This window comes from Streptomyces sp. NPDC005878, from assembly GCF_040629815.1.
Lineage (GTDB): Bacteria > Actinomycetota > Actinomycetes > Streptomycetales > Streptomycetaceae > Streptomyces.
Genome location: NZ_JBEXWK010000019.1, coordinates 1 through 26,382 on the forward strand (window position 1 = coordinate 1; position 26,382 = coordinate 26,382).

23 protein-coding genes and 1 pseudogene are annotated in these 26,382 nt (G+C 69.4%); 11 read left to right on the forward strand and 13 right to left on the reverse strand.

What is annotated here, in order from left to right:
• The 3 genes from ABZ404_RS25110 to ABZ404_RS25120 all read right to left on the reverse strand — a co-directional run.
• The coding region (locus ABZ404_RS25110; protein WP_358990900.1) for a hypothetical protein at positions 1–251 on the reverse strand (251 nt) is incomplete at its 3' end.
• Between the two features lie 406 nt (positions 252–657).
• Positions 658–1,779 carry a histidine kinase gene (locus ABZ404_RS25115; protein ID WP_358832151.1) on the reverse strand — a complete coding sequence of 374 codons (1,122 nt, stop codon included), beginning with the start codon at positions 1,777–1,779 and terminating at the stop codon, positions 658–660.
• Positions 1,776–2,453 carry a response regulator transcription factor gene (locus tag ABZ404_RS25120; RefSeq protein ID WP_358832150.1) on the reverse strand — a complete coding sequence of 226 codons (678 nt, stop codon included), beginning with the start codon at positions 2,451–2,453 and terminating at the stop codon, positions 1,776–1,778. Before ABZ404_RS25120 ends, ABZ404_RS25115 begins: the two co-directional genes overlap by 4 nt.
• Before the next feature lie 321 nt (positions 2,454–2,774).
• Here ABZ404_RS25120 and ABZ404_RS25125 point away from each other — a divergent pair, with 321 nt between their 5' ends.
• A complete protein-coding gene (locus ABZ404_RS25125) occupies positions 2,775–3,302 on the forward strand; it encodes a hypothetical protein (RefSeq protein ID WP_358832149.1) in 528 nt (175 codons plus the stop codon).
• Between the two features lie 254 nt (positions 3,303–3,556).
• Here the strand turns inward: ABZ404_RS25125 and ABZ404_RS25130 are convergent, their stop codons facing one another.
• Positions 3,557–5,305, reverse strand: coding sequence for a phosphatidylglycerol lysyltransferase domain-containing protein (locus ABZ404_RS25130; RefSeq protein ID WP_358832167.1), 1,749 nt, complete (start codon positions 5,303–5,305; stop codon positions 3,557–3,559).
• A 520-nt stretch (positions 5,306–5,825) separates the two neighbouring features.
• Between ABZ404_RS25130 and ABZ404_RS25135 the strand changes: the two genes are divergently transcribed.
• The 4 genes from ABZ404_RS25135 to ABZ404_RS25150 all read left to right on the forward strand — a co-directional run bounded on the left by ABZ404_RS25135 (position 5,826) and on the right by ABZ404_RS25150 (position 9,859).
• Positions 5,826–6,401 carry a TerD family protein gene (locus ABZ404_RS25135; protein WP_358832148.1) on the forward strand — a complete coding sequence of 192 codons (576 nt, stop codon included), beginning with the start codon at positions 5,826–5,828 and terminating at the stop codon, positions 6,399–6,401.
• A gap of 138 nt (positions 6,402–6,539) precedes the next feature.
• Entirely contained in the window at positions 6,540–7,121 is a 582-nt protein-coding gene (locus ABZ404_RS25140; RefSeq protein WP_358832147.1) for a TerD family protein, read from the forward strand.
• 109 nt (positions 7,122–7,230) lie between these two features.
• Positions 7,231–8,487, forward strand: a complete 1,257-nt coding sequence (locus ABZ404_RS25145) for a DUF418 domain-containing protein (RefSeq protein WP_358832146.1) — start codon at positions 7,231–7,233, stop codon at positions 8,485–8,487.
• Between the two features lie 115 nt (positions 8,488–8,602).
• Positions 8,603–9,859, forward strand: a complete 1,257-nt coding sequence (locus tag ABZ404_RS25150; protein ID WP_358832145.1) for a cation:proton antiporter — start codon at positions 8,603–8,605, stop codon at positions 9,857–9,859.
• Positions 9,860–9,877: 18 nt separating this feature from the next.
• On the opposite strand, the gene ABZ404_RS25155 is transcribed toward ABZ404_RS25150, so the two are convergent.
• The 4 genes from ABZ404_RS25155 to ABZ404_RS25170 form a co-directional block, all read right to left on the reverse strand.
• Entirely contained in the window at positions 9,878–10,147 is a 270-nt protein-coding gene (locus ABZ404_RS25155; RefSeq protein WP_358990903.1) for a TerD family protein, read from the reverse strand.
• A 131-nt stretch (positions 10,148–10,278) separates the two neighbouring features.
• The gene (locus ABZ404_RS25160; RefSeq protein ID WP_358832143.1) at positions 10,279–12,066 is read right to left on the reverse strand and encodes an ABC transporter ATP-binding protein; all 1,788 of its coding nucleotides are present in this window, start codon (positions 12,064–12,066) and stop codon (positions 10,279–10,281) included.
• Between the two features lie 622 nt (positions 12,067–12,688).
• Positions 12,689–13,987, reverse strand: coding sequence for an RICIN domain-containing protein (locus tag ABZ404_RS25165; protein WP_358832166.1), 1,299 nt, complete (start codon positions 13,985–13,987; stop codon positions 12,689–12,691).
• 100 nt (positions 13,988–14,087) lie between these two features.
• Entirely contained in the window at positions 14,088–15,518 is a 1,431-nt protein-coding gene (locus tag ABZ404_RS25170) for an endo-1,4-beta-xylanase (protein WP_358832142.1), read from the reverse strand.
• Between the two features lie 608 nt (positions 15,519–16,126).
• Here ABZ404_RS25170 and ABZ404_RS25175 point away from each other — a divergent pair.
• Positions 16,127–17,602: a non-reducing end alpha-L-arabinofuranosidase family hydrolase gene (locus tag ABZ404_RS25175; RefSeq protein WP_358832141.1), complete on the forward strand. Its 1,476-nt coding sequence runs from the start codon at positions 16,127–16,129 to the stop codon at positions 17,600–17,602.
• A gap of 459 nt (positions 17,603–18,061) precedes the next feature.
• On the opposite strand, the gene ABZ404_RS25180 is transcribed toward ABZ404_RS25175, so the two are convergent.
• Positions 18,062–18,523 carry a hypothetical protein gene (locus tag ABZ404_RS25180; RefSeq protein ID WP_358832140.1) on the reverse strand — a complete coding sequence of 154 codons (462 nt, stop codon included), beginning with the start codon at positions 18,521–18,523 and terminating at the stop codon, positions 18,062–18,064.
• Positions 18,520–19,614, reverse strand: a complete 1,095-nt coding sequence (locus ABZ404_RS25185; RefSeq protein WP_358990906.1) for an RDD family protein — start codon at positions 19,612–19,614, stop codon at positions 18,520–18,522. The genes ABZ404_RS25180 and ABZ404_RS25185 overlap by 4 nt, the downstream gene beginning before the upstream one ends.
• 724 nt (positions 19,615–20,338) lie before the next feature.
• Between ABZ404_RS25185 and ABZ404_RS25190 the strand changes: the two genes are divergently transcribed.
• Entirely contained in the window at positions 20,339–21,208 is an 870-nt protein-coding gene (locus ABZ404_RS25190; protein WP_358832138.1) for a class II glutamine amidotransferase, read from the forward strand.
• 16 nt (positions 21,209–21,224) lie between these two features.
• Positions 21,225–21,320: pseudogene (locus ABZ404_RS25195) on the forward strand (alpha/beta hydrolase); the annotation flags it as partial.
• Between the two features lie 270 nt (positions 21,321–21,590).
• Here the strand turns inward: ABZ404_RS25195 and ABZ404_RS25200 are convergent.
• Positions 21,591–22,544, reverse strand: coding sequence for a helix-turn-helix domain-containing protein (locus ABZ404_RS25200; protein WP_358832137.1), 954 nt, complete (start codon positions 22,542–22,544; stop codon positions 21,591–21,593).
• Between the two features lie 99 nt (positions 22,545–22,643).
• Between ABZ404_RS25200 and ABZ404_RS25205 the strand changes: the two genes are divergently transcribed.
• Positions 22,644–23,381, forward strand: a complete 738-nt coding sequence (locus ABZ404_RS25205) for an HD domain-containing protein (protein ID WP_358832136.1) — start codon at positions 22,644–22,646, stop codon at positions 23,379–23,381.
• Between the two features lie 319 nt (positions 23,382–23,700).
• Entirely contained in the window at positions 23,701–24,027 is a 327-nt protein-coding gene (locus ABZ404_RS25210) for a hypothetical protein (RefSeq protein ID WP_358832135.1), read from the forward strand.
• Positions 24,028–24,268: 241 nt separating this feature from the next.
• Here the strand turns inward: ABZ404_RS25210 and ABZ404_RS25215 are convergent, their stop codons facing one another.
• On the reverse strand, positions 24,269–24,628 hold the full coding sequence (locus ABZ404_RS25215; protein ID WP_358832134.1) for a MerR family transcriptional regulator: 360 nt from the start codon (positions 24,626–24,628) through the stop codon (positions 24,269–24,271).
• Positions 24,629–24,687: 59 nt separating this feature from the next.
• On the opposite strand from ABZ404_RS25215, the gene ABZ404_RS25220 reads away from it, so the two are divergent.
• Positions 24,688–25,050, forward strand: coding sequence for a putative quinol monooxygenase (locus ABZ404_RS25220; protein WP_358832133.1), 363 nt, complete (start codon positions 24,688–24,690; stop codon positions 25,048–25,050).
• 149 nt (positions 25,051–25,199) lie between these two features.
• Here ABZ404_RS25220 and ABZ404_RS25225 read toward each other — a convergent pair whose 3' ends face one another.
• Entirely contained in the window at positions 25,200–26,252 is a 1,053-nt protein-coding gene (locus ABZ404_RS25225) for a hypothetical protein (RefSeq protein WP_358832132.1), read from the reverse strand.
• Between the last annotated feature and the right edge of the window lie 130 nt (positions 26,253–26,382).

Sequence of the window (26,382 nt, forward strand, 5' to 3'; positions counted from 1 at the left end):
TTGGGGTAGCCGGTGTCGGGTGCGACGGACACGATCCGCCAGGTGTTGATGGAGGGCGAGGTCGGCTTCTGGGTCGGCGCTGACTGCAGGAGGTAACTGCCGTAGTTGTTGTAGAGGCCGTAGCCGTCGTGATTGCTCTGGATGAACTTGAAGTCCCAGTTCACCGAGGCATTCGCGGTGCCGGTGCCGCCAAGCACCAGCGCCCCGGCAGCGAATGCCACGCCCAGCCAGGCTTTGACTCGCATCTTCATGGGTCCCTCTTCTGTCTTGAGTCTGTTTTCTGGAACCGGTCATTTCTTGCTGCGGGAAGCCGGGAAGTCGTTGCCCCTGTCCGGATGCTGCCGAGAACCCGGCCGGCCGCTGTTCCACCCGCAAGCGATAGAGGGCTGGGGCGGCGGCCCGCAGTCCGACCCTGCACGCCCGAGGAGTTGGCCTTGTGACCGCGAGGGGATCCGCGCAGGTCAGCGAGGGAGCTGAGGCCGGACAAGTGGGGTTGTCCGCGGACAATTGCGGGACTGGCCAGGCACAGGAAAGTCACGACCGCATCGCCGGTTCGAGGCGTATTTCCTGTCGTTCGCCCAGGTCGTGGCAGATGTGCGGGAGATGGGGGCCGGGGTCACCGCGCGCGGCTCCGGGGCCGTATGCGCCGGTTCGTGGTCAGGCGGGTCGGCCGGGGGCTCGTAGTTCGATCTTGTAACCGCCTTCTGGGGTGGGTTCGGCGGTGAGGGTGCCGTCGAGCAGTTCGGCGCGTTCTTTCAGGCCGATGAGGCCGTGGCGGGCGCTGGGGAGGGCGATGGTCGGGCGGGTGGGGGCGGTGTTGGTGACGGTGACGCCGAAGTGGTGTGCGTCGTGCCAGAGGTGGACGTCGGCGCGGGCTCCGCCGGCGTGTTTGCGCACATTGGTGAGGGCTTCCTGGACCGTGCGGTAGATGGTGCGCTGGGCGGTGGTGCTGATGCCGGGAGGAAGCTCTCCGGTCAGGGTGGTCTCGATGCCGCTGTTGGCGATGAGCTGCCGGAGGTCGGCGAGGGTGGGCTGGGGGGTGAGTTCGGTTGTCCTGCCGCCGGAGGCGCGGAGCAGAGTGACCATATGGCGGAGTTCGTCGAGGGTGTTCGCGCTCAAGGTGCGGATGGTGCGGGCGGCCTCGCGGGCGTCGGGGTCCTTCGCGGCCATCTGCAGGGCTCCGGCCTGGACGGCGATCAGACTGACCTGGTGGGAGACGACGTCGTGCATCTCCCGGGCCAGCTGGGCACGTTCGCGGGCGAGGACGGTCTGGGCGTACAGGGCGCGTTCGTGCTCCCGGGCCTCCTTGACCTCGACGAGCCGGCGGGCCACGTCGTGCCTGGCCTGCACGAGCTGGCCGAACAGTACGGGGGCGAAGGCCGTGGCCAGCGTGTAGACGAATTGGACAAGCGTCCAGGTCCGGTCGCCGTCGAACGCGTCGGACAACGGCCACAGGAGGGTGGCCGCAGTGGCGTTCAGGAGGGCGCAGCCGGCGAGCAGCGGGCGGTTGCGGGAGGACGCGGCGAGTGTGTACAGGGCGGCGATCGGCCCGACCGCCACGTCCATGAACAGGGTCATGGGCAGGGTCAGGAGGAAGACGGCCAGCGGGAAGCGCCTGCGCAGGAGCAGGCTGGCGGAGCCCGCGGCAGCGCAGACCCACTTCGCGGGGGTGCCTTCGCCCAGGAGATTGATCCAGGCATCGAGCGCGGCCAGCACCACGAGCCCCGTGTCGACGACCCAGGGCGGCAGCCGCCGCCACACTGCCCGGCCCGTGCTCATCGCCCGTTGTCCCGCGCCGTGTCGTCGTTGCGGGTGAGCAGTCCGGCGCGCTCGGCGAGGAGCGCGGCCTGGACACGGCTGGTGACCCGCAGCTTGGTCAGGATCGAGCTGACGTGGTCCTTGACGGTGCCAGCGCTCAGATGGATGCGGGCGCCGATGTCGGCGTTGGAGAGTCCTTCCGCGACCAGGACGAGGACGTCGCGTTCCCGGTCGCTGAGCAGGCCGACGCGCGCGACGTCCGCGTCCTGGGCTGCTCCGGCCCCCGGGTGGCTGCGGAGCAGCGCGCGTGATGCCTTCGGCGACATCACGACGCCGCCCGCGGCCAGGGTGCGGACCAGCTGGGCGAGCTGCTCGGGCTCGGTGTCCTTCAGCAGGAAGCCGGCGGCTCCCGAGCGCAGTGCGGTGAGGATGTACTCGTCGGTGTCGAAGGTGGTCAGCATGGCCACGTACGGCGGTTCGGGCAGTTCCTGGACCTGTCGTAGGACGGTCAGGCCGTCCACATCCGGCATGCGGATGTCGAGGAGCACGACGTCCGGCCGCTCGCGCCGGATCACGTCGGCCGCCTGCGCGCCTTCGGCGGTCGCCACGACCTCGATGCCGTCAGACACGTTCAGGATCATCCGGAAACCGGACCGCACCAGGGCCTCGTCGTCCACCACTACCACCCGGATCACCGGCGTCCGCCTCACACTCTCGTCTGCGCTGTCCCGCTGCTGGCGACCCGTGCATTCGGGGGTCCCACGGGCTCGTACGGGTTCGCCTGACGTCGACCGTACGCCGGGCAGGGTACGCGGTGACGTGATCATCCAATGACTGTGGACACCCGGCGGGTCGGCTCCAGCCGTTCGGGGGGTGCGCTCCGGCCGGTCGGCAGGCCGGCGGGCGAGGCTCGGCGGATGGCGCCCCCGGGCTCGTACGGTGGGATCGGTCTGTGGCCCCGCGCCGAGTCCGAGGGCCGCAGCCGATGTCCGTACCGTTTCGAGGACCGTCCCGCCATGCCCGACTCATACCCGCGTCAGTCCGTCCGTGCCCTGCGCCGCCTGGCCGCGCGCCCCCACGTGCTGTTCGGGGGTGTATACGGGGCGGTGCTGGCCAGCTCGATGGTGGCCGCCCTGTCGGAGCAGGGGGAGACGGCGGCGGCCGATCGGTTCACCAGCGCCCAGTGGCTCCTGGTCACGGCCGTCGCCTCGGCCCTGGCCCACGGGTACGCCCATTTGATCGCCCTGCGCGGCGACCGGACCCACCACGGCGTACGCGCCGGGGTGCGGATGCTGCTGTCCGAGTGGCCGCTGGTGGCGGCGACGGCACCAACGCTGCTCCTGCTGCTCGGCGCGGCCTGGGGATGGTGGCCCTCGGAGGGCGTCGAGTACGTGGTCTTCGCCGTGAACGTGGTCCTGCTGTTCGTCTGGGGCCTGCTCGCGGCCCGCGCCGCCGGCCGCACCTGGGCGTCCGCGCTGCGGATCGGCGCGGCGGACGCGCTGCTCGGACTCGTGGTCGTCGTGGCCAACGCCCTCATCAAGTAGGACCGTGTCCGTCCCGCGCGGTCTCAGCTTGCGTCAAGCCGGCCGCTGATCCGCTCCAGGGCGGGGGCGGCGTCCCGTTGCCACCGGGCGGGCCTCCGAAGCACGATCGTGACGACGAACAGCGCCACTGCCGTCAGAACGGCGAGCGCCAGAACCTTGTTGCTGGTGAGACCCGTGGGCCGAGACCTTCTCGGGTGGATCCTCGCGGAGACGAGGGGATGTGAGGGGGCCGCCCGAGAGCGAGACGCCGCACGTCACGCGGTCCGCGATCGCCGGCGGAAGAGGGCGGGCAGGCCCGGTGTCGTGACGAAGCTTTCCGCCCGGCCGGCCGCCAGCGCGATCCGCGGCAGTTCTCCGCTCTTTTGGAAGAGGACGAAGCGGGGCTCCCAGACCGGTCGGTACTTGGCGTTCGCCCGGTACAGCGATTCGATCTGCCACCAGCGGGAGAGGAACCCCAGGGTGGTGCGCCACACCCGCAGGACGGGTCCGGCGCCCAGGCGGTCTCCGCGCTCGAAGACCGACCGGAACATCGCGAAGTTCAGCGAGACCCGGGCCAGTCCCACGTCGTCCGCCTGCCGCAGCAGCTCGATCACCATGAACTCCACCAGGCCGTTGTCGCTGGCGCGGTCCCGGCGCATCAGGTCGAGCGAGAGCCCCTTGCTCCCCCAGGGAACGAAGCTGAGCAGCGCGCGCAGTTCGCCGTGGGCGTCGTGGCACTCGACCATCACGCAGCGCCCGTCCTCCGGCGAACCGAGCCTGCCGAGCGCCATCGAGAAGCCGCGTTCGGTCGCCCCGTCGCGCCAGCGGTCGGCATCGGCCACCAGACGGGCCATCTCCGGCTCGGGTATGTCCTCGTGGCGGCGTACCCGCACGCTGTAGCCGGCGCGCCGGACCCGGTTGTGCGCCTGCCGGACCCCGCGCACAGCGCGTCCCTCCAGAGTGAAGTCCGCGATCTCCACGACGGCTTCGTCGCCCAGTTCGAGGGCGCTCAGACCGTGGCGTCCGTAGATCACTCCCGCTTCCTCGGACGCCCCCATCACGGCCGGGACCCAGGCGTGCGCCTGTGCCTCGGAGAGCCAGGCGTCGATGGCGCCCGGCCATGCCTCGGGGTCTCCGAGGGGGTCGCCGGAGGCCAGCGAGACACCGTTGAACACGCGGTAGGTCACGGCCGCCTTTCCGCTCGGGGAGAAGACGGCCGCCTTGTCGCGGCGCAGGGCGAAGTAGCCCAGGGAGTCCCGCTCGCCGTGCCGGCCGAGGAGGGCGCGCAGCCGGGCCTCGTCGTCCTCGGTCAGCATCACCCGGCCCCGGGGGCTGCGGAACGCCACGTACAGCACGCTCAGGAACACGAGCGCCGCCGTCACGTTGAGCGTCCCGTCGACCCAGCCCGGCACCTGGATGAGGCGGGCGGCCTTGTCGGACGGGTCCAGCGTGACGAAGCGGGACAGGACGTAGCCGAGGCGATCGGACAGGCCCGCTCCCGCACCGGTGGCGGTCACCTGCAGCAGTGCCACCCCCAGCGTGCTGCCGAGGACCGTACCGCCGGCCAGGGTGGCGAGCGCGGTCCGCGGGTTGGATCGGTCGCCCTTCGAGGTGAACTCGCTACGCCCCACGAGCAGGGCCAGCAGGAAGAGGGCGGTGAGCGCGGCGGAGGCCCAGTTGATCCAGTGCTGACGGAAACCGGGTTCCTCGCCGGGCACGAACAGCCAGACGATCATGACCGACAGGGTCAGTGCGGCGAGGACCGTGTTGAAGATCCACGCCGCGCGCTTGCGCCTGCGCATGGCGACGGCCAGGCCCAGGGCGAGGATCGCGGACACCAGGCCGGCGGTGAGCAGGTACGGGGTGAAGTGCTCGCCCTCGTTGTGTTCCCGCACCCCGTTGCGCAGGGAAACGGACAGCACCGCCAGCACATTGAGCAGAGCCATGACACGCAGGTACCAGACGCTCGCTGTGGCCGCCGCGCGACGGCACCGTGGTGTCACCACGGTCGGGTGAGGCTTCACGGCGGCGGTCGGCGGAGTCGTTGATGCAATCACGTCTACGACATTCGTGAGGACCCGGAGGATGCACCACCCGGCAACCGGCCACACGTACCCCGCCAGGCGGGGTGGCGGAGCGGGGGGCGGTCCCGGTCTGTGGCCCCCGCCGTGCGGAGGGTGCTCCTCCCGCCGCACGGCGGGGGGCGACCGGTCACCCGTCGGATGGCACCAGGCCGAGGCATCGACGAGGTTGGGGACACGCAAGCCGGGACGCCGTGAACGTCGGCCCTGTCCGACGGACGGATGGTCCCCTGTCCGCTCGCCGTGGCCGTGCGTCGGCCAGGAGCACAAGCAAGGAGCACCCCCTGTCGGCCACCGGCCGCCGGACCCTGCCCGCCGGTGCCGTCGCAACGGTCGTCGCCGTACTGATCACTGTTCTGGCCACACCCGCCGACAACTGGACCCCTGCCACGCCTCCTCGCATCCGGTCCCGATAGGACCGTGCGGTCCTTCTTCCAGTGCATCCACGTCAGGAGAGAACGCCATGAGTGTTTCGCTGTCCAAGGGCGGCAACGTCTCGCTGAGCAAGGAGGCTCCGGTCCTCACCGCGGTCCAGGTCGGCCTGGGCTGGGACGTACGCACCACCACGGGCGCCGACTACGACCTGGACGCGAGCGCACTGTTGTGCGGCGAGAGCGGCAGGGTCGCCTCCAACGCGTCCTTCGTCTTCTACCACAACCTCACGAGCCCGGACGGTTCGGTCCAGCACACCAGCGACAACCTCACCGGTGAAGGCGACGGCGACGACGAGGTCATCAAGGTGAACCTCGCCACCGTACCCGCCGACGTGGCGAAGATCGTCTTTCCGGTCTCCATCCACGATGCCGCCGCCCGCGCCCACAACTTCGGCCAGGTATGCGACGCGTACATCCGGATCGTGAACCAGGCCGACCGGGTCGAGATCGCCCGCTACGACCTCAGCGAGGACGCCGCCACCGAGACCGCGATGGTCTTCGGCGAGCTCTACCGCAACGGTGCCGAGTGGAAGTTCCGGGCAGTCGGCCAAGGCTACGCCTCCGGGCTCGCCGGTATCGCCCAGGACTTCGGCGTCAGCCTCTGACCCCCAGGACACCGGTCCAGCCACCCGCCTGCCCTCGCGGCGACCGTCTCCTCCGCGTGCGGGCGGCGCGTTCCTCCCCGCCGGCCGCCGTTCGGGCCCCGCCACATCCTTCGCCTCGACCCACCCCGGGAGTTCTCCATGTCCCTCAACCTCACCAAGGGCCAAAGGATCAACCTGTCCAAGTCCGACACGACGCCCCTCAGCCACGTACGGATGGGGCTGGGCTGGCAGGCGAGGACGCGCACGGGCCTCCTCGGCAGACTGATGGGCCCCGCGGCGATCGACCTCGACGCTTCCGCCGTCCTGTACGCGGGCCGGCGGGTCGTGGAGGTCGTCTACTTCCAGCACCTGACCGGCATCTTCGGTGCCGTGAAGCACTCCGGCGACAACCGCGTCGGCGGGGACGGGCCGGGGGACGACGAGGCCATCACGGTTGACTTCACGCGGATGCTGGGGGAAGTGGACCAGATCGTCTTCACCGTGAACTCCTTCACCGGCGCGACCTTCGACGAGGTCGAGAACGCCTACTGCCGCCTGGTGGACGAATCGACGGGGGCCGAACTCGCCCGCTACACCCTGTCCGGCGGCGGCTCCCACACCGCCCGGATCATGGCCAAGATCTCCCGGGTCAATGGGGCGTGGCAGCTGACCGCGATCGGCGAACCGGCCTCCGGGGCCACCTTCCAGGACCTCCTTCCCGCCATCGACCGCCACCTCTGATCCGTCCGCCCCGCCCGCCGGTCGGCGGGGTGGTCCCGGCCGGTCGGCGGGGATGCCACCGAAACCTGCCGGATGGTCCGCCTCCCCACCTCACCGGGAGATTCCTCGTATGACGCAGACACAGCCGCCGCAGGCGACGCCGGCCCCGCGGGAGAACGCCTCTCCCGTGCCCGCAGCCTCGCCCGACTCCGCCGGGAAACCTTCGGGCGGCCCCTCGATGGGACGCCTGGTCGGCGTGGACCTGGCCCGCGCGCTCGCGGTGTTCGGCATGTACATCGTCCACATCGGACCCGTCCTGCCCTCCACGCACGGCGCCGGCACCTGGGTCCGGTATCTGGCCGACGGTCACTCATCGGTCCTGTTCGCCACCCTCGCCGGGTTCTCGCTGATGCTGATCGCCGGGCGCCGTGAGCCGAAGACCGGCTTGGCGGGCCGGCAGGCGAAGGTCCGGATCGCGATCCGCGCCGTGGTCCTGCTGGCCCTGGGCACGGTGCTGGCGATGGAGTACGGGGGTGTGATCATCCTCGGCTTCTACGGTGTCTACTTCCTCCTCGCCCTGCCCCTGCTGCGGTTGTCGGCCAAGACCCTGGCGATCACCGCAGCCGGACTCGCGCTCGTCACACCCCAGCTGGCGTTCTACCTGAACTCGCGGCTCAACGAGTCCGTCCAGCAGACCATCAACGCCTACGACCCGCTCAAGAAGATCAGCGAGGTCGGCGTCCTCGACCTGCTGCTCACCGGCTTCTACCCGACGATCACCTGGATGTCGTTCGTCGTCGCCGGCATGGCGCTGGCCCGCCTCGACCTGTCGGCCGTCTCCGTCCAGCGGCGCCTGGCCACCCTCGGCGCCGCCCTGACCGTGGGTGCGTACGGCCTGTCGCTGCTGCTGGCCGGCCCGAACGCGCTGCGCAGCATGGCGGAGGACGGGAAGTCGTCCACCGGGGTCGAGAAGGCGTCGTCCTTCGACGGCGGATCGTTCGACGCGCCCCAGCGGGCGGCCTCGGAACTGCTGTCCGCCGGACCGCACAGCGGCACCACCTTCGACATCATCGGCAGCGTCGGCGTCGCCATCCTCGTGATCGTCGGTGCGACGGTGCTCATGGACCGCCTGCCGCGCCTGCGCAGCCTGGCGAAACCCGTCATCGCCGTGGGCACCATGTCCCTGACGGCCTACGTCGGCCACTTCCTCGCCCAGTCCATGCTCGGCGTATCGGCCGGCGAAAGCACCCAGACCTCCTGGATCCCCGTGCTCACGTTCATCCTCGGAGCGATCGTGTTCGCCGCGCTCTGGTCCCGCTTCTTCCGCCGCGGACCGCTGGAGGCGCTGCTCAACACCGCCACCAAACCGGCGAAGTACGTCCGTTGACGCCACGGCGGCGCGCCGGCCGGGCCACGAGGCCCCGGGGAGTGTGCTTCTTCCATGGCAGGGCCGGCCGGCCCTTCTTGCTTCGTACGTGTTATCGCCCGGAACCGGAATCCCCATGACCTTCGTCCTGATCGTGATCACCGCAGTGACAGCCGGGTGGGCGCTCTTCGCCCGAGGGCTTGAGCGGGGGCATGTCAGAGCCCCTGTGGTGCTGGTCCTCGCGGGCGTCTTCACCGGGGTGTTCACGCACAGCCAGATCGCGGTCACGCTCAACTCCGAGATCGCCCAGCACGTGGCCGAGGTCATCCTGGCGGTCCTGCTGTTCGTCGACGCGACGGAACTGCCGGGCGGCCGGCTGTTCGGCAATGATCCCGGCGCGGCCGTCCGCACCCTCCTGGTGGCGTTGCCCCTGAGCCTGGCCGCCGTCGTCCTGCTCGGCTCACTGATGCTCCCCGACCTGCCCGTGGTGATCCTCCTGATCATCGCGTGCATCGTCGTCCCGACCGACTTCGCCCCGGCCGAGACCCTCGTACGGGACCACCGCATCGCGGCACGCGTCCGCGACGTCCTCAACGTGGAGAGCGGCTACAACGACGGCATCATCTCGCCCGTCTTCCTCTTCGCCCTCATCCTGGCGGGTTCGACAGCGCAGGCACAGACCCCCGCGCAGGCGCTGGGCACGGCCGTGCCCTTCGCCGTGAAGGCACTGGCCGTGGGCGGCGCCCTCGGCTCGCTGCTCGCACGGCTGATGACCACGGCCGACCGCAGGCAGTGGATGACCGGACAATCCCGCCGCATCCTCGTCCTGGTCACACCGCTGCTCGCCTACACGGTGACGGTGGCGGCCGGCGGCAACGGCTTCGTCGCCGCGTTCGTGTACGGCATCGCCTTCCGGTACGTCCGGCAGACCGCGGCCCGGCGGCACGAGTCCTCCGTCCCCGACGCCTCGGACTTCCGCCTCGTCGAGGACACCAGCTCGATCATGACCATGTGCATGTGGTTCTTCTTCGGCAACGCCACCGTTCTCGCCCTGAGCGAGGGCGTCGACGTGCCGACCCTGCTGCTCTGCCTCGCCGCGCTCACCGTCGTACGCGTCGGTCCGGTCCTGTTCGCCTTCCTCGGCTCGGACTTCACGCGGCGTGAACGGCTCATGATCGGAGCCCTCGGCCCACGCGGCACCACCTCGATCGTGTTCGGCCTGCTCGCCTTCAACGTGCTCCCCGACGGCCCCTTCGCGGACACCGCCCTGTACGCCATGACCATCACCGTGCTCGGCAGCGTCCTGCTCCACGGCCTCGGCTCGACACCCCTCGCCCGCCTGCTCACCGCCCCCGTCCCCGCCTCACCGGCCAGCCCGGAGAAGGTCCGGTGAGCACGTGGGCCGACCGGGTCACGCCTGGCCTGCCCGAAGGAGGTCGGCGAAGGTCGTGCACACCACCGGCTCGCCGAGGGCCTTCATGGTCCAGGCACCGGCGACACGGGTCACTTCCGCCATCATCAGCGCCGTGTGGAGGCCGTGAGCGGCAAACGCGTACCGTGCCGGCTCATGACCCGGGCTCTCGTCGACCATCCGGCAGTGCACGCTCCGCCCTCGGTCACGAGGGCCGACATGGGGACTCCAGGTGAGGTGGTGGACGGAGCACGGAGGAGCGAACCGCACAGTGATGCGGTGCTGATCTGAGCCTCACGCTTCGTACAGTCCGCCGGTATCCGACGGCTGTGAGGTGCCACTCCGCCACCCAGCAGAGCTGTCCCCGCCATGCGGCGGGGGCAGCTCTCGGGCCACTCCTCTCACCCGCCGGGGCGTCCCGCCGGGGTCAGGAACTGGGTCGCGGCGAGCTGTGCGTACAGCTCGTCCCGGTCCACGAGTTCCTCGTGGGTGCCGATCGCGCGGACCCTGCCGGCGTCCATGACGACGATGCGGTCGGCGTCCGTCACCGTGGACAGGCGGTGCGCCACCACCAGGACGGTGGTCTCGCGTGCCGTCTCGGCGATGACGTCCCGCAGCGCCAGCTCGTTGACCGCGTCGAGCTGCGAGGTCGCCTCGTCCAGGAGCAGCATCCGGGGCTTGCGCAGCAGGGCGCGGGCGATCGCGACCCGCTGGCGCTCGCCGCCGGACAGCTTCGAGCCGCGGTGCCCGACCAGGGTGTCCAGGCCGTGCGGGAGACGCTCGACGAGGGTGTCGAGCCTGGTCCGGGCAAGGACGGCGCGGATGTCCTCGTCCGTCGCGCGGGGCGCGCTGAAGACCAGGTTCTCCCGAAGCGTGCCGGCCAGCACCGGCGCGTCCTGCTCGACGTACCCGATGCTGGACCGCAGTTCGGACAGCGGCCACTGCCGTATGTCCCGGCCGTCGACCAGGATGCGTCCGCCGGTCGTCTCGTAGAACCGCTCGACGAGCGAGAAGACCGTCGACTTGCCCGCGCCCGAAGGCCCGACGAAGGCCGTCGTCCCGGCGCCCGGCACCTCGAAGTCCACCCGCTGGTGGATGTACGGCAGCCCGGGCCCGTAGCGGAAGGACACCTCCTCGAAGCGGACTGATGCCGGACCCACCTCGGTCCGCAGCGGCCCGGGTGTGGCCGGCAGCTCCGCCGCCAGGCGGTCCACCTCCTTGATCCGGGAGATCGCGGCCGCGCCCTCCTGGTATGCGGAGGCGGCCTCGACCAGCTTGTACACCGGCTCCATCAGGTAGAACAGGTACAGCAGGAAGGCGACGAGCGTGGAGACAGGGATGTCCCCGGCGGCCACCCGCGCCCCGCCTACCGCGAGCACCGCGAGGAACGCCAGCTCGACGGCGAGGTTGTCCGCCGTTCGCAGCAGGGCTTCCCACTTCGCGCCGCGCACCCCGTGCCGCCACGCCCGCCGGGCCGACGCCTCGACGCGGGCGGTCTCCCGCTCCTCGGCGCCGGACGCCTTCACCGTGCGGAACGCGCCGAAGACCCGCTCCAGGCCGGTGGACATCTCACCGACCGCGGCCTGGGAGCGCTCGGCCGCCTGCCCGATCCTCGGCATCACCAGGGCGGCACCCGCGCCGACGACCGCGACCACACCGAGCGTGACGCCGAGCAGGACGACATCGAGGAAGGCCATCACCACGACCACCGCGATCAGCGTCAGCGCCCCGGTCGCGGCGTTGACCACGGCCTGGGTGCTGACGGCCCGCAGCAGCGTGGTGTCGGAAGTCACGCGGGACATCAGGTCGCCCGGCTGCATCCGGTCCACCGCCGTGAGCCGCAGCCGCAGCAGCCGGCCGATCAGGCTGCGGCGTGCGGCCAGCACGACCGACTCGGCCGTCCGCTCCAGCACATAGGCGCCGAACGCCTCGGCCACCGTGCTCAACAGCACCAGCACGGTCAGCGACAGCAGGACGGTGGTGAGCGTGCCACCGGACGAGAGCCGGTCGACGAGCGTCTTCGTGGCCAGCGGCTGCAGCAGCCCGCCGGCGGACCCCGCCAGCGCCAGCAGCAGACCGAGTACGACGGTCCACCGGTGCGGGCGGACGTATCCGTACAGCGCCTTGAGCGTCTCGCGGACGCGCAGGGACTCGGCACCCGTCGCCTCGGGGGCGGATGCGGTGTTCACAAGATTCCTTTCGTACGTGCTCTCCCGCGCAGCGCGTCAGCAGCGGCGGGCATCGGTCCGAACCGGGCCGTGGTGCTCGGTTCAGGGCGCCGGCTCGACGCCGGCGCGGCGATCGTGTGTACAACAGCAGCGCGGAGGTCAGCGCTGACGACAGTCAGGCAGCGGCCGCTCGCCATGGGCGCCATGCCGAGGAACTCCCAAAATGCCCCGCGCCCCTGCGCCGCCCAACGTTCCCACGGTCTTGTGCTCCGGCCGGCGGCCGATGGGACGCGTTGGGCTCCAGCGCCTGCGCACGCTCTGTCATGCGACCAGCCTGGAAGCCCATGCCCTCCGTCGGCCATCCGACGATCGTCGGCTGCACCCCCGCCGAGTGGCTGGAACCCCCACCGCACAGCGTGACCACTGATGTCCCCAGCGGTGCGCAACGGGGCCGTCGTAGGTGTAGGCGGCGAAGTTGCCTCCGCGAGGTGGGGGATTTCGCCGCGGCTGCGGGAGGCCCAGCGCTCGCCGGCGAAGGCCGAGGCCATGGCGTCGACGAGTCGGAGTTGTGCCCGGGTCATGTGTCAACGACGGAGTGGAGCCAGGATCGATCCGGGCTCCACTCCGTGGTGCGGGCGTGTCATTAAAACTGTGCGAAGAACCTCCAGATCTCTGCTTTGGTCCAGGTGGTGACGCCGCTTTCGCCGGTGGAGCCGTCGACCGGACCGGGCATGTGGCCTCCGTCGAACGCGGCCCATTGGACCGGGTATCCGGCACGGCAGCCCGAGTAAGTGGTGGTGATGTGCGTTCGGCTGCCCGGCGCGGGCTCACGCGGGCTCTGGGAGGCGCAGCCGTTGTTGCGGACGAATCTGTCGCGCAGGGACCGTCCTTGCGCGATGTTGAGGACGGAGTCGCTGACCCCGTGGATTCCGAAGTAGGCGATCGGCTGGGCGCCGCCACCGCACCCGCTGATCTCAGCACCGGACATGACCGCGACAGCCCTGAAGACGTCCGCCCGGCTGCATGCGAGTGCGTAGCTCATTCCGCCGCCCCAGCTGAATCCCGTGGCGAAACGCTGTGCCGGGTTGACACAGAGGCCGCCCTCGATGCGCCGGATCATGTCGTCGACGAAGGTGACGTCCTCACCGCCCGTATTGGCCCAGCCGTTGCCGAGGCCCTGGGGGGCGACGAGGATCGCGCTGTTGTTCGACTGTTCCTGTTGGCCGTAGTAGGACCAGGCGGTCCCGCTCGTGCCGCCCGAGGCGACGTCGCCCGCTGTTCCGCCCCGCCAGTGGAAGGCGAAGATCAGCCGGTAGCGGTGGCTGTTGTCGTAGTTGGCGGGAACCCTGAGGATGAAGCTGCGGCTCTTGCCGCCGCTCTGGATCGTGTGCGTCCCGCTCGCCAGGGTCGGGGCGCTGCCGCATCCGCCGCCGCCACCGGACGACAGCTTGATCATCTGCCATTGCTGGTTGGCGCCGCCCCAGTCGGTGTACTGGACGACGTTGCCGCCGTCGGCGGTGGAGGCCCCCTGTACCTCCACCGCCTTGCCGCTGGTGCGGTTGATCAACCGGACGTGGCCCGCGTCCGAGTCGGCCAGGCGGAACTGCTGGTTGGCCCCGTTGTGGTCGGCCCACTGCTGGATCGCGCCACCGTCCGCGGTCGAGGAGCCGGCCACGTCGAGGACCTTGCCCGAATGCCGGGCCTTGAGGCGGTAGAAGCCATCGCCGGAGTCCACGAACTGCCACTGCTGGTTGGCTCCGTCGTTGCGTGTCCACTGGCTGACCCGCGCGCCGTCGGCGGTGGAGGCGCCGGAGACGTCCAGCGCCTTGCCACTGTTGCGATTGACCATGACGTACCAGGCGTTGGTGTCCACCGTCGCCGCCTGGGCGGGCGCCGGCTTCACCGCGGCGAGCATGCCGATCGCGAGGGTCAGCGCCACCAGGGCGGCGACCCGGGACCACCAGCGATGTAATCGTGGAAGGGCGGGAGACACCTCACCGTAGGTCTTCATCGATTCACCCTTTCGTTTGTGGCGGGTCCCCTCAGGTGCGGGTCCAGTGTTGGTTGCTGCCGTTCGAGCAGGAGTAGAGCTGGATCAGGGTGCCGTTGGCCGTGCCGCCCGCGACGGCGTCGAGGCAGAGACCGGACTGGACGCCGACGATGGATCCGTCGGAGTTGAGGCGCCACTTCTGGTTGTCGCCGCCCCAGCAGCTGTAGATCTGGACCTTGGTGCCGTTGCCGGTGCCGGCCGCGTCCAGGCACTTGTTCCCGTAGACCCTGAGCTCGCCGGCGGTGGTGTACGTCCACTGCTGGTTGGTGCCGTTGTGGCAGTCCCACAACTGGAGCTGGGTGCCGTCGGCGGTGCCGGCGCCGGGCACGTCCAGGCAGCGGCCCGACCCGACGCCCTTGAGCTGTCCCGAATCCGACGGGGGCGTCGTGGAGCCTCCGTTGAGCGCGTTGAGGACGGCGGTGTAGGCGGGCTTCTTGCTGCCGTTGCCGTTGAACAGCAGCGGCGTCTGCTCCGCGCGCCAGGAGTCGGTGTCGCGCACACCCCAGACGGTCATGCCGAGGCAGCGCGGGACGGCAAGGCAGTCGTTGGTCACGTTGGCGTAGGTCGTGGCCGAGGCGCCCTGGATGTCGAGTTCGGTGATGGCCACGTCGACGCCGAGGGCCGCGAAACTCTGCAGCGTGGTGCGGAAGTTGCTGTTGTACGGGCTGTCGTTGTTGAAGTGCGACTGGAAACCGACGCAGTCGATCGGCACGCCACGCTGCTTGAAGTCCCGGACCATGGCGTACACGCCCTGGGTTTTGGCCCAGGTCCAGTTCTCGATGTTGTAGTCGTTGTAGCAGAGCTTGGCGGCCGGGTCGGCGGCGCGCGCGGTGCGGAAGGCGACCTCGATCCAGTCGTTGCCGGTGCGCTGCAGGTTGGAGTCGCGCCGGGCTCCCGAGCTGCCGTCGGCGAAGGCCTCGTTCACGACGTCCCACTGGGCGATCTTGCCCTTGTAGTGGGCCATCACGCCGTTGATGTGGTCGATCATCGCCTGGCGCAGCGAGCTGCCGCTGAGGCTCTGCATCCAGCCGGGCTGCTGGGAGTGCCAGGCCAGGGTATGGCCGCGCACCTTCTTGCCGTTCTGCACCGCCCAGTTGTAGACGCGGTCACCGGCGGCGAAGTTGAACTGGCCCCGCTGCGGTTCGGTGGCGTCGATCTTCATCTCGTTCTCGGGCGTCACCATGTTGAACTCACGGCTGGCGATCGTCGTGTACGCCGAGTCGCCCAGCCGGCCCGAGGCGATGGCCGTGCCGAAGTAGCGGCCGCTCTGCGCCGCCGCGGCGCCGAGCGTGCTCTCGGCGGCTTGTGCGGTCGGCGGCGCGACCAGTGCGGCGGCCGCGCAGAGGACGCCGACGACCAGCGCCAGCAGCAGACCGCGGATCTTGCGGTGGATAACCGGTCTGGGAAGGGCATATGAACCCATGGCAGTACCTCCAGGGTAGACATCGCGCAAGGACTGAAGCGCAGGCGAATGCGTCGTCCGCTCCCCCGCGGCGGACGGGTGCGGCGGGGCGGAACCCGACGGCCGACCGGGTGCCCTCCGTGCCGGTTGAGATCGCGGGTCTGCCCGAACGGCACAGATTTCAGGGCTGACGTGGTTCGAAATCTCGAACTATGGTCCGTTTCTCAGACAGGGATCATTGAGGTATTGACGAGGGAACGTCAATACTCCTCACAGAAGATGTTTCGGCTGCTTTCCCGAAATATTTCGAACGCGCGGCGAGCCGGGAGACGAATCCTCAGCGTCGTCGTCGGCGGATGCCGCGTTGGACTGACGAGCTGTATCAGCGAATTCCCCGGGGTGGTGCGGGCGGCGCGACAGCTTGTCAGGCCCAGAGGGGATGCGCTGTTTTGCGGACAGGTCGGCAACAGGCCTTGACCAGAGGGCCCCGCGTTCCTAGCTTGTGACGTCGAAGCATCCGGAGAATTATTCGAAACATTCGCGAGTGCCCCTGTCCCTGTCCCCTCGGCACGTCCGCTCCGTGGTTCATCGGGTCACACCTCGCCCCCGCCCCCAAAGGAGGCCCTCTGATGTGGTTTCGCCACCCGTCCTCGGTCCGCCCAAGACGCTTACTCGCCCTCCTCGCGCCCTTGCTGCTCGTGGCCACCTTCCTCGGCGCCCAGCCGGCCGCAGCGGCGACCGTCGGCCCCGACCCCAATGCCTCGTATGTGCTGGTCAACCGCAACAGCGGCAAGGCCCTGGACGTCTACAACCTGGCAACCAACGATGGCGCCCGCATCACCCAGTGGACCAGGAACGATCAGAACCAGCAGCAGTGGCAGTTCGTCGACTCCGGAGGCGGCTACTACCGCATCAAGTCCCGCCACTCCGGCAAAGTGCTGGACGTCTACAACTGGTCCACCGCGAACGGCGGCCCGATCGTCCAATGGGCCGACCAGAACGCCACCAACCAGCAGTGGCGGCTGGCCGACAGCTCAGATGGGTACGTAAGGCTCATCTCACGCCACAGCAACAAGGCCCTCGAGGTACAGGGCGCCTCCGCCGCCGACAACGCGAACATCGTCCAGTACGACGACTGGGGCGGCACCAACCAGCAGTGGCAGCTCGTCAAGGTCGGCGCCGACAACCCCGGCTCGTGCGCTCTTCCGTCGACGTACCGGTGGACGTCAACGGGCGCCCTGGCGCAGCCGAAGCCGGGATGGGTCTCACTCAAGGACTTCACCGTCGTCCCCTACAACGGCAGGCAACTCGTCTATGCGACGACGCACGACACGGGGACGAGATGGGGGTCAATGAACTTCAGCCCGTTCACCAACTGGTCGGACATGGCCTCGGCCGGCCAGAACACGATGTCAGCCTCCACCGTCGCGCCCACGCTCTTCTACTTCGCGCCGAAGAACATCTGGGTGCTCACCTACCAGTGGGGCAGGAGCGCCTTCTCCTACCGGACCTCGAGCGACCCCACCAACCCGAACGGCTGGTCATCGGAGCAGGTGCTCTTCTCCGGAGGCATCTCCGACTCCGGAACAGGACCCATCGACCAGACGCTCATCGGTGACGGGACCAACATGTACCTGTTCTTCGCCGGTGACAACGGCAAGATCTACCGGGCCAGTATGCCGATCGGGAACTTCCCGGGCAGCTTCGGCGCGACCTCGACCGAGATCATGAGCGATACGCGGAACAACCTGTTCGAAGCCCCGCAGGTCTACAAGCTGCAGGGCCAGAACCGCTACCTCATGATCGTCGAAGCCATCGGCTCGCAGGGCCGCTATTTCCGCTCGTTCACGGCGACCAGTCTGAACGGCTCATGGACACCCCAGGCCGCGACCGAGAGCAATCCCTTCGCCGGCAAGGCCAACAGTGGCGCCACCTGGACCAACGACATCAGCCATGGCGAACTGATCCGCACCAGCCCCGATCAGACCATGACCGTCGATCCCTGCCACTTGCAGTTCCTCTACCAGGGACGCAGCCCCAACTCCGACGGCGTCGACTACGGCCTCCTGCCCTACCGACCGGGTCTACTGACACTGCAGCGCTGACGTTGCCGCGTGACACGAGTCCCGCTCTGGTAGGGGCCGGCTGGGCGGACTCGGCGGAAGGCCGAGCCCGCCCGCGTCACCCGACAACGTCAGCGCTCATACGGTGACGGAGCGCGGGGGCGGGCAAGGCTCACCAGTCCGAGGACCATCCCGTGACCGCGCGCCTGCGCGCAGTACGGCCAAGCGACGGATTTGCCGACCGTGGTGGCGACCCCCAGGATGCCCAGCACTCCCAGCACGTCCGCTCGCCACCGGTTTGACGCCCCGGACACATCTACCCGAGGCTTGTGCGCCATCGCTGCATCCGCCGACCCGTTCACCACGCCCGATGCTCCCGGTCCAAGCGCCCGTTCCGATGGGTCGTTCGGGAGGGAGTGAGACGGCGTTGGCGATCAGGTACGCGGATGCGGCACATCAGCACCGACAGAAATCGTTGTGCTGCTCCCGGAGACTCCTCCTTCAAACCACCCCGGTGTTGGCCGCAGGGTCAGCGGGTGCGGGCTGCTGGGCGGTCATGCCCGACAGAGCCACTCGGTGTGCGCGGCCCGATTCACGTGTGTGCGCGGAGTCGACACGGCGCAGCAGGAAGAGGCCCGCCAGCGAGATCAGACTCGGGCCGGAGAGCAGGGCGGCCAGCCAAGGAGCGCCGCGCACGCCGACGAAGACTGCGCCGGTCAGCATGCCGGCGGCGAGGAGGAATCCCGCGACCAGACCGCCGAGATAGAGGGCGTGCAGGCGACGGTCCTTGTCGTCCTGCGCCTTCAGTCTCACCTGTTCCATGCGCCATTCGTGTTCCCGGGCCAGCTCCGGCTCGATCGCCTTCAGGGCGATCTCCAGGTGCTCGGGCGGCAATTGGGCCCACTGCAGGACGATTTCCAGGCCGGTCGAACGGTCGGTGGACGGGGAAGGTGCCTGGCTCACTGTGTGTTCCCTCCACCGCCGTGGACCACGGGTTTCTTGTCGTGCCTGAGGCCTTCCGGAGGGGGGCCCAGAGCCTGGAAGACGCGCTCCAGGACAGCCTCGACCGAGCCCACCGCCGCAGTGGTTTCCGGCCGGTCGCTCAGCCCCAGCAAGTCCAGCGGCCTCCTCCCCTCTCGGGACCGCTCAGGCTCGACCGAGGCCCCTGGGGCAGCCGCCGCCGGAAGGGGCCGCCCCGACAGGCGGACGAGTGCCATCAGCACCCGCGGCTCGAACAGCCACCGTGCGCGGCGGCTGAGCGTGTACCGAAGCCGGGTGCGCAACGCCTTCCCATCAGGGACCGTCGTACTCTGCCGAACCACCCAGGTACGGGCAAATTTGTCGTGCCAGCCCTGGCGTCTCGGGTAGTCGACCAGGGGCCGAAGCGCCACAAGGAATCCGATGATCATCACGTTTGCCGCAAAGCGCATCAGGTAACGCTGCGTCGCCCGTCTGATGCCAGGGGGCGTCAGCGTCTCGATATCGACCACGGCGAGCGCGAACAGCCACTTGCCGGGCGTCCGCCCCCACCTGGCCGTGGGCAGCGCTTCGTAGAGGACCCCGGTGATCAGAGCGATGGCGAGGATCGCTCCCCACTGGACCCCAGTCATGCCGTCGAGCCAGATGGGGGCGGATGCGCCGGTGACGAGAAGGAACTTGAACAGCGCGTCCACCCCCCGCGCGGCGACCCGCCGTACAAGGGGTGCTGACCTGGGACCGTCGCCCACGGCGGCGAAAGGGCTCTGATAGGGGAGCGTCCATGCCCTCACCCGCGGATCGGCACCGACCATGGACGTCAGGAAGGCGGGCTTCGGCAAAGGCGCCCCCCTGCCACCCTCCGGCATGGGGCGGCTACTCCCCGGCACCCATGCACGGCCGTCCCAGTACCGGACGTACCCGGGGATGCTCGGGTCGGCGTAGTAGCCGGGGCCCGGGCCGGGGCCTTCGGACGCGGAGTTGTCCAGCGTGCCGCGCTCTGACAACGCGCCCCTCCCCCAACGCCCCGGCGTGGACGACGGCTCAGCTGCGGGGAGTCCCCACGCACCTGCACGCACCTCGTCCGCGCGCCCCTTGCTTCAGTGCCACGCTGCCAGGACGCCCTCTGCAACAGGAGCGCCTGCTGCTTGCCTCACTCCAACGAGTGACACTCCGTCCGAAGCGAAGTGCAGCGCCGCCGGGAACGAGGCGGGCGGGGAGGGCCCGGCGTGGTGTTGACGTGCGCACGTACGAACGGAGTTGAGTGGCCCGGCGCCCAGTGCCGGTCATCGAAGCCCCCGACCCCCTGCAGCCCCTCAAAGCTGTCCACACTCCTCAACGCCCTGGAATACGTCCTCGCCGTCCTTAGCCTTGACCTGCCCCCTGCCCGCGCCCTGCTGACCCGCCTCGTACTCGAACCGGCAGCCGTCCCGCAGACCCAGGCAGCATTCAGTGACATCCTGGCTGAGTGGAACACAGCCGGAATCGCCTGCTGACCCGCCCGCGCCCGTGCGGAGGCTGCGCGTGGTACGTGCGAAGACATGGCCCCTGTGCTGTGCTGGCGGGAGCTTCCGGTCCCCGTTTCGACCACCACCTGGCCCGTCTGGTCCTCGAAGACCTGCGCCGCATCCGCCGGCCCCGGCTGGGCAGGCAACGTGAATTTCACCGTGACGAGAAGGCGGCGGCTTCGCCCTGGAGCGCGGACCACCAATCCCCAGCGGTCCGGCCGCCACTTACCCCGGCCACGAACCGTTGGCCTAGCACGGGCCACGAAGGGCCGGCCGATCCCTCTGGAGGAATACCGTGTGCCGTCTTTTCGGCCTCAGCAGTGCTCCGCAACGCACGCACGCCACCTTCTGGCTTCTCGACGCCCCCGACAGTCTGAGTCGGCAGAGCCACCGCGACCCCGACGGCACCGGCCTCGGCCACTTCACCGCCGACGGCACCCCGCTCATCCACAAGGCTCCCATCGCGGCCTACCGCGACCGCGTCTTCGCCGAGGAAGCCCGGGAGGTGGAGTCGGCGACCTTCGTCGCCCACGTGCGTTTCGCCTCCACCGGCAGCCTCGACATGCGCAACACTCATCCTTTCGAGCAGGACGGGCGGCTCTTCGCGCACAACGGGGTCATCGAAGGCCTGGACAAGCTCGACGACCACTTGGGCGAGGACCGCTCGCTGGTCAAGGGTGAGACGGACTCCGAGCGGTTCTTCGCCCTGATCACCCGAGAGACCCGGCGGCACGACGGTGACGTCACCGCGGGCATCCGGCAGGCCGTCCGATGGATCGCCGAGAACCTGCCCGTCTACGCCATCAACCTGATCCTCACCACCCCCGAGGAACTGTGGGCACTGCGCTACCCCGACACCCACGAGCTGTACGTCCTCGAGCGCCGTCCGGGCGGCCAGCACGGCAGCCGGCACCTCGACCACAGCGGCAGCCACGGCCGGATGCGCATCCACTCCTCGCCCCTTGCCGAGCACCCCGCCGTCGTCGTCGCCAGCGAGCGCATGGACGACAACCCCCACTGGCAGGCGATGGAACCCGGCGAGCTGCTCCACGTCGGCCCCGACCTCCGCCTCAGCCGCCAGCTCGCCCTTCCCGATCCTCCGACAAACCAACTCACCCTCGACGACCTGCACCCCGACGCAGCGGCCTCCCAGAAAGTCGCCTAAAGGATTCCGACCAATCGACTTCGCAGTGCTCCCCCACACAGGTCACCTGATCCCGCTGGAAGCCCCAGCCGCCCTCGCCGACGCCCTCACCACGTTCGCACCGACAGCCTGAACCCGCCCCGCGACAGTCGGCAAGACTGCTCGGCTTCGGCCAGGCAACCGTCGACCGAGGCGCGGCCGCTGAGCCCCAGGCGCCGGCATTTTGCCGCGGCACGTCCGAGCCGTCCGCACCGCGCCAGACCGAGAGGGCCCACGGGGGCCCTGTGGTCCCGCCACCCGCTGCTGGGGGGCGAGCGGCCGGGGAGAGAGGCAGCGGCGCGGCGGGGCACACGGGCAGCGCGCCTCGCCGCACCCCGCCGCGCCTCGGGGCAACAAGGCCGTATCAATGGGTACGGAACGCCGTGCGATAGGCCTGCGGGGACGTTCCGGTCTGGCGGGTGAAGTGGTGGCGCAACGTCGCGGCGGAGCCGAAGCCGCTTTCGTCGGCGATGCAATCGACGGTCAGGTCGGTGGTTTCCAGGAGTTGCTGGGCATGGCGGATACGGGCCCGCAGCAGCCATTGCAGGGGTGTCGTCCCGGTCTGCGCGCGGAAGTGACGGTTGAGGCTGCGGATGCTCATGGCGGCGTGCTGGGCGATGACGTCCAGAGTGAGGCTCTGGTGGAGGTTGGCCTGTATCCAGTACAGGGTGGGCTGCAGGGTGGCGGTGCGTTCGGTGGGCTGAGGGTGCTCGATGAACTGGGCTTGTCCGCCGTCACGTTGCAGGGGCATGACGGTGCGGCGGGCGGTGGCGGCGGCCAGGTGAGCGCCCAGGTCGGTGCGGACCAGGTGCAAACACAGGTCGAGGGCTGCGGCGACACCGGCTGAGGTGACCAGGTTGCCATGGTCGACGAACAGGACGGCAGGGTCGACGTGGACCTCTGGGTAGCGCCGGGCGAGCTCATCCGCGTACTGCCAGTGCGTGGTGGCCCGGTGCCCGTCGAGAAGGCCGGTGGCGGCGAGAGAGAAGGCGCCGACACAGATCGAGGTGAGACGGGCCCCGCGTGCGGCGGCGGCCCGCAGTGCCTCCACCACGGAGTCGGGGGGTGGCTCCAGGAACCCGGAGTGGGCGGGGATGACGACAGTATCGGCTCGCGCAAGGGTGGCCAGGTCCCCGGGGGCATGTATCTGGAACGCGCCGTGATCCGCGCTGGTCGTGACCGTCCGGTCGGGGGCGCAGACGCGGACGTCGTAATGAGAGGTGCCCGCGGCCTGGTTGGCGGTACCGAAGATCTGCCCCGGCACGGACAACTCGAAGGGAACCACGCCGTCGAGCGCGAGGACTGCTACAGCCATCATGGCCAGAATTTAACGCATGCCGGCATTGTTGCCACTGGTCTGGGGTGGGAACGGTCAGCAGGATCGAGGCATCCCCGGACCGTGTGAGGAGCCCCCGCTGTGAGTACGTCCCCGCCCGCCCCCTTCGCTGACCTCGCTGACCTCGCTGACCTCGATCTGCCCGGCAGCGTGCTTGCGGCAGACGCGTTGCGCTTCACCGCAGAGCGTGTGCCGGATTTCATTTTCCGGCACAGCGTGCGCAGTTATCTGTTCGCCCGGGCGCTGGCCGATGAGCGCGGTTGGCAGCCGGGCGCCGACTACGACGACGAGCTGGTGTTTCTCGGCTGCGTGCTGCACGACCTGGGGCTGGGCGAAGAGGGCAACGGTGACCAGCGGTTCGAGGTGGATGGTGCCGACCTGGCCGCGCGGTTCCTGTCGGACCGCGGGACCGGCAAGGAGCGCGTCGCGCTGGTGTGGGACGCGATCGCCCTGCACACCTCCGACGGCATCGCCTCCCGCAAGGCCCCGGAGATCGCCCTCCCCCAGGCGGGGATCGCTATGGACGTCTTCGGGCGCGACAAGGAGCGCCTCCCGGCGGGGTTCGCGGAGCGCGTCCATGCCGCTCTCCCCCGCGCCGACCTGGCGTACGCCATGACCGACCTGATCGTGGCACAAGCCCTGTCCAACCCGTCCAAGGCCGGTCCGCTCAGTTTCCCCGGTCAGCTGGTGCGCCGTCATCTCCCGGACGGCACGCTCCCGGACTGGTACGACATCATCGCCCAGGGCTCCTGGGGCGACCGGCCGGCAACAGCCCCCAACGGGGTAGGCGATTCATCTCTCCGCCCTCAGCAAGGGTGACGGCCGGCCGCGACTGTTTGCTGGTCAGGGGGCTTGCACCCCCTCGCGCCCCCTCCTTACCGGAGATCCGGGAGGGGGTGACGTTGCGGAACCCGAACGGCCGGGGCTTGTCGGGCAGCGGGGCGGTGATGGCGACAGGCTCTCGCGCTGGCGATAGCCGCGTGCGCCGGGACACGTATCACGCAAGGCGGGGCGGACAGGGGAACCCGGAAGCAGGCACTTTTGCGCCATGAGGACGTCATCTCGCCTCATCCGCCCGCTCTCTTCTCATCCGGAGCGGTATCCCTCACCCTGAGGAAACCGTCGAAGGGGGACTGCCATGAGCCGCCGCAGGAAAACGACCTCGCTCCTCGCCGCGCCGCTGCTTCTGGCGAGCGCGGCTGTCGCGGTGCCTGTCGCGCTGGCGACTCCGGCGAGCGCCGCCCCGCACGGTTGCCAATCCACGACGTTGGACCATGCCACTGCCAGTTCCACCTGCCACTACGGGCCTGGTCAGCAGCGGATAGTGATCACGTGCCTGGATGGTGTCAACGGGGACCGGTACACGTTCTACGGCGCGTGGGTGCAGTGGTACCAGAACTCGAAGGCCTCGTGCGCGGCGCCGTACCGGCAGAACATCTCGTACATCACCATCGAAGTCCGCTGACTCCTCACGGTCACCGTTCCGGGGCTACATCGGGAGGACGAGTGACGCCAGCGTGGCGGGCCGCACCACGTCGGGGCCGGCCGAGCCGTGGTGGGCCGACCCAGACGTGCGCGTCCTAACCCTTTCGATGCGGCACAACACGAAGCCCTGGGGTGCGGGACTGTTGGGTGCGAGGTTGAGAGCGCCACGTGGGTTCGCCCTCACACGTGTTGGCCTTCTCGGAAGTCGACGGTGGGCCGCCCTACGTGCCGATTTGTTCGCGGGACCGGGTGTCGGAGACGAGCCGCGCCAGGGATGCGCGGGTTTCCGATAGCGCGGAGATTCGGGCGTCCAGACCGTCGAGATGTTCTTGGAGGGTATCCAGCTTGCATTCGGCGACCGTGCCGTCTTGGCGAATGCACGGTTGCAGGTCGCGTATGACGCGGGTCGGCAGGCCGGCATCCAGCAGGGCGCGAATGCGCTGGACCACGGCCGGGGCGTTCTCGTCGTAGCGGCGGTGTCCGCTGTCGAGGCGGTGGGACTCCAGGAGGCCCTGCTCCTCGTAATAGCGCAACAGCCGGACGGAGGTCCCCGTTGAGGCCGCGAGCTCACCGATCTTCATGTGGTGCTCCTCACAGCCTCTTGAACCTCACATTGATGTGAGATCTTAGCGTGAGGGCCATGACGAACACAGAACGCCCCATAGCCCTCTACGGTTTCCTGCGCCCCAGGCCGGAGCGCGCGGACGAGGTCCGGCGCATCCTCTCCTCTTTCGTGGAACCCACCCGGCGAGAGCCCGGCAACATGCAGTACCACCTCCACGAGCACGAGGACGGCCGCTTCTTCCTGTACGAGGTCTGGCGCTCCCAGGAAGACCTGGACCGGCACAACGCGACACCCCCACTGCGCGCCTTCCTTGAGGATCTGTCCACCTTCCTGGAGGAAGACCCAGAAGGCTACTTCGACACCATGCTCAGCCCATACCCATACCCTGGGAGCGAATCGGCCACTGTGGTCACAGAGGACCGCGTACGCGCCAACTGAAGTACGTCTGTACATGCGATGCCTCACCGCGATGCCGGATCCGACATCCACCGACATCGACCGTGAGACGCCGACACGAAACTGACGGGCGAGTCGATCGCCGTGCCGATCGGGGCGTACGCGTCAACGCGGAGGACCTCCGCGAGGGCTCACTGGACCAGTTCGATGTGGGGATGCTCCGGGGACGCGGGGCAGACGTGGAGTTGCAGGCTGTAGGCGCCGGCGATGTCGAGGAGAGTGAAGTTCGAGGGTCGGGTGCCAAAGAGGATCGGAGTCGGGTTCGTCCGTTCCTCATCGGGCATCCAGCTCTTGCTGCCGGAGTCCCATTCCGAGGACGCGATGGTGAGGAGCGGGGTCGTGGCGGTGCCGCATTCGGGGCACGGGCGGGGCATGGGGTCGGTGAGGCCCCAGCGGGTCCAGCCGCCGGTCTTCCACCCCGGGGCGTGGCACAGGTTGCGGAAGTAGAACTCCTGCGGGTCCAACGCGCCGGTGCTGTCCCACGCGATTCCGGCTGTCTCCCAGAAGTTCACGTCGCCCAACTGCTGCTGCAATTCCCTGCTCAGCTCCAGGGGGCTGGGGTATTCGGTGATCTGTTCCGGTGCGAGCGAGCACGGTTGCGGCAGGTACCAGTCGAACTGGATCACGGGCGGCTCGGGCGGGGCCTCGAGGACGTCGGCGACGGAGGAGGAACGACGCCAGAAGAGGGCGGTTCGGGGGTGTGCAAACTCCTCGTGGTCGCAAGGGCACCACAGGACCTGGAGAAGGTCGGCTCCGGGAGGGCTGACCGGAAGAGGGACGTCGCGGGCGTAGAGCTGGGCTACGGGGATCATGGGAATCGGGCCGTCGAACCATGGGTGGCCCTCGCGGAGCCGCTGCTCGATCTCCCGTTCCTCGGGCGTGATCGCGGGTGCCTGGGGGTCGAGGAGGCGCCGCTCGGCCGCTGTTGCACGGATGCGACGCAGGATCCGGATCTCGTCCGGAGAGTGCATCTCGTCCGCCGCTTCAGTGTCGTGTGGCTCTACGCAGCGGGGCCACGGCTCGTCGGCGGGCCACAGGAGCGGCCCGCCGACGGAACTGTCGTACACGGTCGGCGAACCCGGCCGCGGGTGCAGCCGGGTCGCCGTGCGCGCCAGCGGGGCCAGTTGAGGAAAGAGCGTGGTGACGTCGAACAGCCGCTGCGGGGTGGTGAAGATGGCGTTCATGGCAGGGATGTTGCCAGCAGCGTCTGACAAGGGGCGTACCGATCTACGTCAGGTGACCCTCAGCTTTCCCATGGCCGGGGCGTAGCAACCCCGCACCTGAGCGGGGCTGTGATCAGTGGGGTCTCCGCGG